This is a genomic window from Bacteroides faecalis (assembly GCF_003865075.1).
GTDB lineage: Bacteria > Bacteroidota > Bacteroidia > Bacteroidales > Bacteroidaceae > Bacteroides > Bacteroides faecalis.
The window spans coordinates 639,161-651,110 of the sequence record NZ_BHWB01000002.1; the positions used below are offsets into that span (position 1 = coordinate 639,161).

12 protein-coding genes are annotated in these 11,950 nt (G+C 39.5%); 11 read left to right on the forward strand and 1 reads right to left on the reverse strand.

Features of this window, described 5'->3' with window-relative positions; genetic code table 11:
• The first annotated feature begins 51 nt into the window (after window positions 1-51).
• The 5 genes from EJF25_RS05360 (at window position 52) to EJF25_RS05380 (ending at window position 7,068) form a co-directional block, all read left to right on the forward strand.
• Entirely contained in the window at window positions 52-1,209 is a 1,158-nt protein-coding gene (locus tag EJF25_RS05360) for an efflux RND transporter periplasmic adaptor subunit (RefSeq protein ID WP_125040265.1), read from the forward strand.
• A gap of 3 nt (window positions 1,210-1,212) precedes the next feature.
• A complete protein-coding gene (locus tag EJF25_RS05365; protein ID WP_025075656.1) occupies window positions 1,213-4,410 on the forward strand; it encodes an efflux RND transporter permease subunit in 3,198 nt (1,065 codons plus the stop codon).
• A 44-nt stretch (window positions 4,411-4,454) separates the two neighbouring features.
• Complete coding sequence (locus EJF25_RS05370) at window positions 4,455-5,819, forward strand: TolC family protein (protein WP_125040264.1); 1,365 nt, start codon at window positions 4,455-4,457, stop codon at window positions 5,817-5,819.
• Window positions 5,820-5,828: 9 nt separating this feature from the next.
• Window positions 5,829-6,437, forward strand: a complete 609-nt coding sequence (locus EJF25_RS05375; RefSeq protein WP_125040263.1) for a TetR/AcrR family transcriptional regulator — start codon at window positions 5,829-5,831, stop codon at window positions 6,435-6,437.
• Window positions 6,438-6,597: 160 nt separating this feature from the next.
• The gene (locus EJF25_RS05380) at window positions 6,598-7,068 is read left to right on the forward strand and encodes a 4-fold beta flower protein (RefSeq protein ID WP_125040262.1); all 471 of its coding nucleotides are present in this window, start codon (window positions 6,598-6,600) and stop codon (window positions 7,066-7,068) included.
• A 125-nt stretch (window positions 7,069-7,193) separates the two neighbouring features.
• Here the strand turns inward: EJF25_RS05380 and EJF25_RS05385 are convergent, their stop codons facing one another.
• Complete coding sequence (locus EJF25_RS05385; RefSeq protein ID WP_125040261.1) at window positions 7,194-8,132, reverse strand: hypothetical protein; 939 nt, start codon at window positions 8,130-8,132, stop codon at window positions 7,194-7,196.
• A gap of 312 nt (window positions 8,133-8,444) precedes the next feature.
• Between EJF25_RS05385 and EJF25_RS05390 the strand changes: the two genes are divergently transcribed.
• The 6 genes from EJF25_RS05390 to EJF25_RS05410 form a co-directional block, all read left to right on the forward strand.
• Window positions 8,445-8,711: a hypothetical protein gene (locus EJF25_RS05390; protein WP_033886907.1), complete on the forward strand. Its 267-nt coding sequence runs from the start codon at window positions 8,445-8,447 to the stop codon at window positions 8,709-8,711.
• A gap of 63 nt (window positions 8,712-8,774) precedes the next feature.
• Window positions 8,775-9,413: an HU family DNA-binding protein gene (locus EJF25_RS05395; RefSeq protein WP_125040259.1), complete on the forward strand. Its 639-nt coding sequence runs from the start codon at window positions 8,775-8,777 to the stop codon at window positions 9,411-9,413.
• Window positions 9,414-9,594: 181 nt separating this feature from the next.
• Window positions 9,595-10,455, forward strand: coding sequence for a hypothetical protein (locus tag EJF25_RS05400; protein WP_125040258.1), 861 nt, complete (start codon window positions 9,595-9,597; stop codon window positions 10,453-10,455).
• Window positions 10,456-10,913: 458 nt separating this feature from the next.
• Window positions 10,914-11,057, forward strand: coding sequence for a hypothetical protein (locus tag EJF25_RS24825; RefSeq protein WP_160119377.1), 144 nt, complete (start codon window positions 10,914-10,916; stop codon window positions 11,055-11,057).
• Window positions 11,027-11,353 (forward strand): NUDIX hydrolase, encoded by a 327-nt coding sequence (locus EJF25_RS05405; protein WP_125040350.1) that lies wholly within the window; start codon window positions 11,027-11,029, stop codon window positions 11,351-11,353. Before EJF25_RS24825 ends, EJF25_RS05405 begins: the two co-directional genes overlap by 31 nt.
• On the forward strand, window positions 11,326-11,950 hold a 625-nt coding region (locus tag EJF25_RS05410), incomplete at its 3' end, for a hypothetical protein (protein ID WP_148098084.1). The genes EJF25_RS05405 and EJF25_RS05410, both read left to right, overlap by 28 nt.

The following is an 11,950-nucleotide window of genomic DNA, read 5'->3' on the forward strand; positions in this document are numbered from 1 at the left end:
AGAATCCATTTACCTTTGCCGCAGTAATTTTTTTAACTAGGTAACAACAAAATGAGTAAAAAGGTATGTAAAATGAAGCAGGCATTAATGTTGCTTTGCTCTTTAGCTGCTGTAGGATGTAAACAAGCACCACCGGCACAAATGGAAACAGGATACGAAGTGATGACCCTTTCTCCGGCAGACCGGATGATATCAAGCACCTATTCGGCGACTATTCGCGGACGTCAGGATATTGATATTTATCCTCAGGTAAGTGGTACACTGACTAAAGTAAGTGTGACTGAAGGTCAGCGTGTGAAGAAGGGACAAACATTGTTCATCATCGATCAAGTACCTTATGAGGCTGCGTTACAGACTGCATTGGCTAATGTGGAATCTGCTAAAGCGTCTCAGGCTACGGCAAAACTGACTTACGAAAGCAAAGAGGAACTGCATAAAGAAAATGTAGTTTCCGATTTTGACTTGAGCACAGCAAGAAACTCTCTTTTGGCAGCTAATGCGCAACTGGCACAGGCAAAAGCTCAGGAAGTAAGTGCTCGTAATAACCTTTCTTATACGGTGGTGAAAAGTCCGGCAGATGGAGTGATCGGTACATTGCCTTATCGTGTAGGTGCTTTGGTTAGTTCTAATCTTGCCGAACCTTTGACTACAGTTTCTGATAACTCGGATATGTATGTTTACTTTTCGATGACAGAAAAGCAACTGTTAAATTTGATTCGTCAATATGGTTCTAAGGAAGAAGCATTGAAGAATATGCCGGCGATTGATTTGCTGTTGAATGATAAGTCTGCTTATCCACAACAGGGACAGATCGAGACTATCAGCGGAGTGATCGACCGTTCGACGGGAACCGTTAGCTTGCGTGCTGTATTTCCTAATAAGGATGGTCTGTTGCATAGTGGTGGTACAGGTAATGTGGTTATTCCGGTGCATAGAACAGAAGCACTGGTTATTCCGCAAGCAGCTACATTTGAAATTCAGGATAAGAGATATGCATATAAGGTAGTAGACGGTAAAGCGCAATCAAGCCAGATACAGGTAACCCGGGTGAATGGAGGTAAGGAATTTATCGTGGATGAAGGCCTGGCTTCGGGAGACGTAATCGTGAAGGAAGGTGTAGGATTACTTCGTGAAGGTACTCCTATTAAGGCGAAGACGGCACAACCTACGATGACAACTACTGAAAATCAAACAACAAAGGAGGATTAATCCATGAATTTAAGAACCTTTATTGAACGCCCTGTATTATCGGCAGTCATTTCTATTACGATTGTCGTTGTGGGTATCATCGGGTTGTTCAGTCTACCCGTAGAGCAGTATCCGGATATTGCTCCCCCTACTATTATGGTGAGTACCACCTATTATGGTGCCAGTGCAGAAACTTTGCAGAAAAGTGTAGTTGCTCCTTTGGAAGAAGCTATCAATGGTGTGGAGGATATGACATACATGACTTCTTCGGCTACTAATTCCGGTTCAGTGAGTATTACCGTTTACTTTAAACAGGGAACAGATCCGGATATGGCGGCTGTCAATGTGCAGAATCGTGTATCAAGAGCTACGGGACAGCTTCCGGCAGAAGTAACCCAGGTGGGTGTAACTACTTCCAAACGTCAAACTAGTATTTTGCAGATGTTCTCATTATACAGCCCGGACGATAGCTATGACGAAAACTTCCTTTCCAACTATATTAGTATTAACCTGAAACCGCAGATACTGCGTATTTCCGGTGTAGGTGACCTGATGATTATGGGAGGTGAGTATAGTATGCGTGTGTGGATGAAGCCTGATATAATGGCACAGTATAAACTGATCCCATCGGATATCACTGCAGTACTTTCCGAACAGAATATTGAATCTGCAACCGGTTCGTTTGGTGAGAATTCTAACGAAACCTATCAGTATACAATGAAGTATAAAGGACGTCTGATTACTCCGGAAGAATTTGGAGAGATTGTCATTCGTTCTACAGACAATGGCGAGGTTTTGAAACTGAAAGACATTGCCGAGATACAGCTAGGTCAGGATAGTTATGCGTATCATGGTGGTATGGACGGTCATCCGGGTATTTCGTGTATGGTTTTCCAGACGGCAGGTTCTAATGCTACCCAAGTAAACCAGCAGATTGACGACTTACTTGAAGAAGTAAGTAAAGATCTTCCGCGTGGTGTGGAACTGACACAGATGATGAGTTCGAATGACTTCCTGTTCGCTTCCATCCATGAAGTAGTGAAGACGTTGATTGAAGCTATCATTCTGGTGATTCTTGTGGTATATGTCTTCTTGCAGGATTTCCGTTCTACGTTAATTCCTTTGGTGGGAATTGTTGTTTCATTGGTCGGTACATTCGCATTTATGGCTTTGGCAGGATTCAGTATCAATTTGCTTACTTTGTTTGCGTTGGTGCTTGTGATTGGTACGGTGGTGGATGATGCCATTATTGTCGTTGAGGCGGTGCAGGCGAGGTTTGATGTGGGATATAGATCATCGTATATGGCAAGTATTGATGCGATGAAAGGAATCAGTAATGCTGTCATTACTTCTTCACTTGTGTTTATGGCAGTATTTATTCCGGTATCATTTATGGGAGGTACTTCCGGTACGTTCTATACTCAGTTTGGTCTGACAATGGCGGTGGCTGTCGGTATATCAGCTGTCAATGCATTAACATTAAGTCCGGCATTGTGTGCTTTGTTACTGAAGCCTTATATTAATGAAGACGGGACACAGAAGAATAATTTTGCGGCGCGATTCCGTAAGGCATTCAATTCGGCTTTTGATATAATGGTTGAAAAATATAAGAATATCGTATTGTTCTTTATCAAGCGTAAGTGGCTGACTTGGTCGTTGCTGGCATGTTCTATAGTACTATTGGTTTTTCTGATGAACACTACTAAGACCAGTCTGGTTCCTGACGAAGATCAGGGTGTGATATTCGTCAATGTAAGTACAGCGTCAGGCAGTTCATTGACGACGACTGACGAAGTGATGGAACGTGTTGAAAAGCGTATGATGGAAATTCCTCAGATTGCTCACGTACAGAAAGTTTCCGGTTACGGATTATTGGCAGGACAGGGAAGTTCGTTTGGTATGTTGATTCTGAAGTTGAAACCCTGGGGTGAACGTCCGAATGATGAAGATAATGTACAGGCTGTAATTGGTCAGGTGTACGTTCGTACGGCTGATATTAAAGATGCTAGTGTCTTTGCTATATCTCCAGGTATGATTCCGGGTTATGGTATGGGTAATGCATTGGAACTTCATATGCAGGATAAGATGGGTGGTGATATCAATGAATTCTTTACGACTACCCAGCAATATTTGGGAGCATTGAATCAGCGTCCTGAGATTTCGATGGCATATTCTACGTTTGACGTTCGTTATCCACAATGGACCGTAGATGTGGACGCTGCTAAATGTAAACGTGCCGGTATTACTCCTGATGCAGTGCTGAGTACCCTTTCCGGTTATTATGGAGGTCAGTATGTATCCAACTTCAATCGTTTCTCTAAAGTGTATAGAGTAATGATTCAGGCAGATCCGTTATTCCGCTTGGATGAGACCTCTCTTGATAATGCTTTTGTACGTATGTCGAATGGTGAGATGGCTCCGTTAAGCCAGTTTGTTACATTAACACGTAGCTATGGTGCAGAATCATTGAGTCGTTTTAATATGTATAACTCTATTGCGGTAAATGCAATGCCGGCAGATGGTTACAGTACCGGAGATGCAATCAAAGCAGTGCAGGAAACTGCGGAACAAGCTCTTCCCAAAGGATATGGTTATGATTACGGAGGTATTACTCGTGAGGAAAATCAGCAAAGTGGTACGACGATTATCATTTTCGGTATATGCTTCCTGATGATTTACTTGATTCTGAGTGCATTATACGAGAGTTTTCTCATTCCGTTTGCTGTTCTTTTGAGCGTACCTAGCGGATTGATGGGAAGTTTCCTTTTTGCCAGGATGTTCGGATTAGAGAACAATATCTATCTGCAAACGGGATTGATCATGTTGATTGGTTTGCTGGCGAAGACGGCTATCTTGCTGACAGAGTATGCTGCCGAACGTCGTAAGGCAGGAATGGGACTGGTTGCTTCTGCGGTAAGTGCTGCTAAAGCTCGTCTTCGTCCGATTCTGATGACAGCATTGACGATGATCTTCGGTCTGTTCCCTTTGATGTTGTCTAGTGGGGTAGGTGCGAATGGTAACCGTTCATTGGGTACAGGTGTAGTCGGTGGTATGACTATCGGTACGTTAGCTTTACTTTTCATTGTTCCGACTTTGTTCATTGCTTTCCAATGGTTGCAGGAGCGTTTGCGCCCTATGCAAAGTGTACCTACAGAGGACTGGCAGATCGAAGAAGAAATTAAGATAAGTAACGAAGAAAAGTCTGAGGCAGGAAAGAAATGATTCACTATAGAGTGACACAGAGTTTTCAATTATAAAAAAGAAATATGAGAAAAATAATACTATTATCCGCAGTGACAGTCATGTTGAGTAGTTGCGGTATTTATAATAAATACAAGTCGGTTTCGGAAGTTCCCGAGGGACTTTATGGCAGCGAGTCAGTCGCTGCCACCGATACGACGAATTTTGGGAATCTTTCTTGGCGGGAAGTATTTACCGATCCACATCTACAGGTACTGATAGATTCGGTTCTGGTGAAGAATACGGATATGCAGACAGCTCATTTGCGTGTGAAAGAAGCGGAAGCTTCTTTGATGACGGCGAAGTTATCCTATTTACCTTCTTTGTTTCTTTCACCGGAAGGAACAGCCAGTAGTTTTGATAAGGGAAAGGCTACACAAACCTATTCATTGCCTGTGACTGCTTCTTGGGAACTGGATATTTTTGGCCGTACCACGAATACGAAACGTAGTGCAAAAGCAGCTTACCAACAAAGTAAGGAATATGAGCAAGCTGTAAAAACGCAATTAGTATCTGCCGTAGCCAACAATTATTATACTTTGTTGATGCTCGATGCTCAATACGATATTGCCGTAGCTACGGAAAAAGCATGGCAGGAAACAGTAAGAGCTTCACGTGCCATGAAGAAAGCAGGTATGATGAATGAAGCCGGATTGGCTCAGACAGAGGCTAACTATTATACAATTCGTACGACAGTACTCGATTTGAAAGAGCAAATCAATCAGGTAGAAAACTCCATGAGTCTATTGCTGGCGGAAGTTCCTCATACTGTTCAGCGTGGTAAATTGAATAATCAACAGTTGCCGGAAAACTTCTCCATAGGAGTTCCTTTGCAAATGCTTTCCAATCGTCCGGATGTACGTAGTGCCGAATATTCTTTGGCACAGGCTTTCTATTCGACAAACTCTGCGCGTGCTTCTTTCTATCCTTCTATTACTTTGAGTGGTAGTGCTGGCTGGACGAATAATGCCGGAAGTATGATTCTAAATCCGGGTAAGTTTCTTGCTTCAGCAGTAGCTTCTCTGACGCAACCTCTATTTAATAAAGGTACAAATATCGCCCGATTGAAAATAGCGAAAGCTCAACAGGAAGAAGCCCGCCTCAATTTTGAACAGACATTATTGAATGCAGGTGTGGAGGTAAACGAAGCATTGGTGCAGTATCAGACAGCTCGCGAGAAAGCCGCTTTCTATGAGAAACAGGTTACTTCTTTGCAGACAGCTGTCAAGAGTACCAATCTTTTAATGAAACATAGCGATATAACTTATCTGGAAGTCCTGACCGCACAGCAAACGTTGCTGAATGCTCAGCTTTCTCAAGTGGCAAACCGCTTTACTGAAATCCAGGGAATGATTACTCTATATCAGTCGCTGGGTGGCGGTAGGATGTAGGAGGATAGTATGAATCCTGAAACGCTACGGAGTCAGATACTCGATTACACGAAACGGGAAATGTCTCTGCATGGAACTAACGGACTGACTATGGATGACATAGCTAAGGGGATGAAGATGTCGAAGCGTACGCTCTATAAACTTTTTCCCAGCAAGGTTTGTCTGTTTCGTGTTTGCCTTTCTGATTTTGCTAATAAGATCAGAGGCAGTGTACAGCAGCAGCAAATACGGATGGATAGTTCGTGCATGGGGCATCTTTTTATAACTGTAAACGGGTATCTCACTCTGTTACATTCGATGGGGAAGACTTTACTGTTGGATATTGCCGAAGATGATGAGTACCGTTCTTCTTTTGAACGGGAAAATACGTTCTGGCTACAACAGTTCATTGATATACTGACACATTGTAAAATTTGTGGTTTTCTACTTCCTGAAGTCGATACGGATCGTTTTGCAGCGGAATTGCGGGAAGCAATTTATCAGAGTTGTCTGCAAGGCACTCCGTATATAGTGCAACGGATGTTGAATTATATGCTTTTACGAGGACTTTTTAAGATGGATGGGATTCGTTATATTGATGAACATCTGGCATTCGATAAGTTAAATGTTTGTGTTTGAAGAGAAAAAGCGTATCTGAGTAAAAACGGATACGCTTTTTCATTTGTAATGAGCCTTCTATTTCAGGATTCAGGTATTCTTTTAGCAAGTAAAGATTGTTTGTTTCAGTTTATAATCTGTATATTTGCGGATAATAAAAATGAATTTTATATTATAAAATATGAAAAAGTTATTTCTAATTTTATTCGTTATTGGGGGATTAGTATCGGGATGTAGTAAAGATGATGATAAACCTGTTATTCCGCAGGAAGCAGAAGTCACCTTATTTGATAAGAATATAAAACCTATCGCTTATATAAATTATGTGGATGATGATTTGACTATTTATATGTGGGACGGCATTCCGGTGGCTTATTTGGAGGAATCTGGACTGATTTATCATTTCAACGGGCAATTTCTGGGGTGGTATATGAACGGTGTGATATATGATAAAGAAGGCTATGCAGTTGCCGCTAAAAAAGGTGTTGTAAGAGGAGAAATAAAAATGAATGAAACGTATGCGGAATCAGTGATAAAAGGAGTGAAGCACGTTAAACCTATTCCTCATGTTCACTCATTAAAACCGAAAACCCCGTCTTTTCGGGATAAATGGAGTGAAATTTCTTTGACTGACTTTTTTCTTCCCCAATAAAAAAAAGGAAAAATCAGCATCTCAAATTGAGTGCTGATTAGAGGTGAGGTGATTGTTTATTAATGATTCTCTATGATAATTCTTTAAATTGAATGCTGAATAAAAGCTAGTTATAAACTGTTCTTTTACTTGTCTATCACTTTCAAGCTCATATTTCTTACACTGATGGCTGCATCAAATGTGCCGGGTACTTCCCATCCGAAATTCATCCCGCAGATTTCCATATCCTCCCAAGTCGTATCCTTAAAAAAGCCCTTTGATTTCATTTTCTCAATAGCTTCTTTAATCAGAGGCAGCACATCTACTTTAGCCTGATGCCATTGTTTATCGTGAAAAGTGATATTGCCCCATACGGCTAATTGGGGAACATTATAAATATAAGTGGAAGTATCTAAATCCCAAGAAATAGTTTCCTTGTCAGTCATCTGTTGATGCCGGTAATCATAAGAAGGAATACCCAGCCAAATGAAGGTGTTAAAGTCCGGAGCCTCACTATTGATATTTCTCAAAACGAAGTAAAAGGGAGTTTGAGCTGTATGTAATTTCGGATTATACTCACTGTCGGACATCTTCCTCTCACATTTCTCCAATTTTATCTCCATCGAAAAATTCAATTGTTTCACTTTGCCTATATTGGGCTGACTTTTGAAGTTCTGCTCAATCAAAAGATGAGGCCATGGCTCATTCTCTTCCCGTGGCTTATCATACTCTTGACTTGTATTGATTTCCAACCATAAGCTGCCATCTTGATTCCAGATAACTTTTTTCCCTTGATTAGTATAAGTGATGGAGCCATCCTGATTCCTTATCGGTAGTGTATTTCCTAAATCGTGTTTACTGTTCCATTGAGCTATTTTCCAAATAGGCTTTTGGGCCTGTTTCTCAAAATAGAGTGTATCTACGCAGGCTTTTTCCCATCCACCTTTCTCTTCCACTATCTTAGTATTCAGAGGACTGAGTGCGAATCCATCTTCAAATGCAATGTCTCCGAAAGCTTCCCATTCGTCTACAGGCGAGGCAAAGCTGAAACAAATACATAGATTTAACAGTAGACTACTCCACACCGACAACTTTATAATACTTTTTTTTTCATATCTGTGATACTTTTAAGAGCCTGTTTAAGATTAGTTGAAATTAAGATTCTAAGTAAGTTTCCGTTTCAGCTGAAGTATCAATTTATTGGGAGTGCATAGACTTTTCCTAAAAATGTATTAGACTGGTTTAACGAAAACCGATTTCCAAATATAAAGTAAAGTGCCCGGACTTGCAAGAAAGAAACTGAAAATATGATTTATATATGTTCGGTAATGCCGTTTTTATTCAATTAAACTTTGTTGCTAATTCTCGTACTTAGTATTATTCATAAACATTAGAATATGAAAGAATGTATTAATGGCATAAATAAGAATTTATTTCATACCTTTGTAATGCGTAAATTACTTTTGATCGGAAGGAAATTTGTTCTTTCAAGAAATAAAGTATACTTTTGTAAGAAAGAAACTATAACCGCAAGTTCTGATTATGAAACCGGAACTTTTGATTATGTAATCAAAAGTTTCAGTTATATAACCGGAGCTTGCGGTTATAGTTTTATATTAAGGAAAAGAATGTTTTCTATTAATACAGAGCAAGTTATCTCTTAATGGAGAATAAGTTTTCTATTAATGGCCAACAGTATATCTAATAATGAAATAAAAACAAGAACTATGGCAAGGTACATCATGGAAGAAATGCCCGACATACAAGGAACGGGCGAACGGATACTTTATCCAAAACTGGCAAGGATCGAACAAGTTTCTACCGAAGATCTGATATACGAAATAACATCCTGTAGCGGATTTAATAGGGGAGTTGTAGAAGGAGTACTTGCGGAAGTAGCTATCGAAATGGCACATTTGATGGCAAATGGTAAATCTGTGAAGTTGGATGGTATCGGAACGTTTACACCATCTCTCACGTTATGCAGTGACAAGGAGCGCGAGAAACCGGGTGAAGGAGAAACTCACCGGAACGCGCGAAGCATTATGGTAGGGAATGTGAATTTTCGTGTGGAAAAGACGATGATAAGACGTATCAATGAACGGTGTGATTTGGAAAGGGCTCCCTGGAAACCACGACGTTCTTCGAAAAAATATTCATCTGAACAACGGCTGGCTTTGGCAGTGAAGTATCTGGAGCATCATCCTTATCTGACAGTTCGTGAATATCAGAAAATGACAGGATTATTGCGTACGACAGCTACCGAAGAGTTACGCCAATGGGCAAAACAACCCGATTCGGGTATCGGAATTGACGGGTGGGGAACACATCGGATTTATATAAAGAAAGTGGTTACTTCTCTCTAAAAACTGCTGTTTCTTATAAATATGTGAAGCGAGTCAGAGAGCTATATTTTCCCGATAGAGGTAATCTATTTCTGTACATATTGTGTATATTTGCGGATAATAGATACTTCTGCTATACTATTATATTATGAATTAATTGTGAATACATGCTTTAAGAAGAATTAATCTAAGTACCAGATATATGAAAACAAAAACTTTATTAGGCTTTTTATTTTTGCTTGCCACTGTGTTATCTCTTACTTCTTGCCAAGACAATACTGAAATTATTTTGTTTAGTGGTTCGGAACTGAACAATGAAACAGGAACTTGTACTAATACAGTTTCTAATGCTACGCTATACTTGAATGGAAGTTTGAGCATGGATATTGGAATTGCCAATGGAAAAGGAGGTTATTCGGCTCAGAGTTCTGATGAAACGATAGTGACAGCAATTGTAAAAAATGATCGTCTATTACTGAATGCGCATGATAAAAAAGGAAAAACTAAGGTGACTATTAGTGATAAAGATGGGAATTCTGCAACACTGCCCGTAGAAGTTTCTTATGGAGTTGCATCATTGTATGGTAGAACCGAACAGATTTCGGTGATTGTGGATAATGTATATTGGAAAGACGAAGAATTGCAAGAGGCAGTAAGAGAAGAACTGAGGTCTTACTCTTTTTTAAAACAAGGGAACGAATGTATTTTGCAGCCTGAAGATGTAAATACATATCTGAAAGAGAATTCTAAAGGTAAGTTTACTCTTGAAACAGGTAGTGAAGAAGGAAAAAGAGAGGGGATTTATCAAATAAAAATAGATGATACCTTGACTGGAGATTTCAGGTATACCTTTGAGTTTACGTATAATGATAACAATGAAAAGCATACTTTCTTCTTAAATCCGAAGTTGAAAAGCGCTTCTGTAAAGAGCGTAGCACCTGCTCCTATTCTTTTTGTAGAAGATATAACTGATATTCAACCAGTGACATCAGTCCAATTACCCGAAAATAGTAGGGTGATTTATGTCTTTTATTCGAATCTTATGCAATTAAGACCGTTATAAATTCAATAAATCATAGTTTTGTTGAAGGTGGCAAACAAGGCTTCAAATAAATATTTTGTTAAAATAGTTGGATCATATTTATTTTCCAACTATTTTTGTCTCCGTACTTTAAAAGCACTATATGTTCTAATGAAACAGAACCGTTTACTAAAACAAATTTCAAAGAATTACAATGAAACGATGACTGCGAGGCTCATGGAGGAGTTTTGTATGCATTAACGTTGTGTTCTTTGACAGATTGGACACCCATCCGGCATTTTGTAGTTGATTACAAAATGAGAGGTCCGGAATATCTGCAAAATCGCTAGTTTCTTATTCTCTTTTATTATTTGTAGATGTTTTTAGCCTGTATGCGTCTTTCTCGATTCGTACAGATTACTCTCGTATTGCCCTTTGTCAAGGGTGATTTAGCTTACCGTTTTTTATTATTCCATTTTTATATTAAAACTTATAGTGCTATGACAAAAAAGAAAGATACAACTATTGATGAGAAATTAAATGATTTGGACGAACAAATCAAAGCCTTTTTAGATGATATAGAGGATTGGAAAACTAACTCTGATACTACTGCATGCGAGAAGAAACAGGTATATCGGGATTAGATGATAATTTCGGATATGTAAGAGAAAGCCGCTACGTGGATAAAGGAGTGACATATTTCATTCCGGTCAATCCCAAACCGGAGGGTGAATATAAATTGGAAGAATTAGTTGTCTTTGCCAATGAGGAAGATACTTATCATGAAAGGAGAAAAAATAAACTTTATTTTAAATCGGATACGAAGAAGGTACTTCGAATAACGATGTGGATACGGAAGGTTACAGGAAATGATCCATCGAACGGTGTTCTGTTTTCGCTGTATCGGGAGGGATGTCGAGTTCCGGTTTTAAACGATTAGAGCAAATTGATCCGGATGGATTCGAATATTCTTTTACGTATGAAGATACAGGCAAACTATTGCCGGGACGTTACTTCTTATTGATTGGTAATATGGAAAATGATTTGGAAGCAAAGTCACCGTTGGAAATAATGGGGACGCAATTATGTTACCGATTTCGGATACTGACTGAGGGAACATATTTACCTAAGCCAAAAGTGAGAAGAGTGTCTGTGTCTCGTCCTGATGTGCAGGAAACTGTTTGCGGAACTTCCGGTAAATTGGATATAAAAGTTGCTTTGAAAGGATACATCGAAGATACATATGACTTTTGTGCTTATTGTTATAATACTGACCATCAGCTGATAGGAAAAGTGGAGACCGACGCGAAACTTATATCGAAAGGATCGAATACATGGTTAAAGTTTTCATTGGAGTCTGCATACATTTGGGTAGCAGGAGATTATTCATTGGTATTTGTATATAATGAAGAGCCAGCTTACGTATTCTCTTTTCATCTTTCATCACAAGCTTTCGTACAATGTGAAGTCCGGGAACTTCAACCGGATTCTTTTCATTATTTAATGGTTAAGTATTGTGAGAAGAAAGTGGTATGGC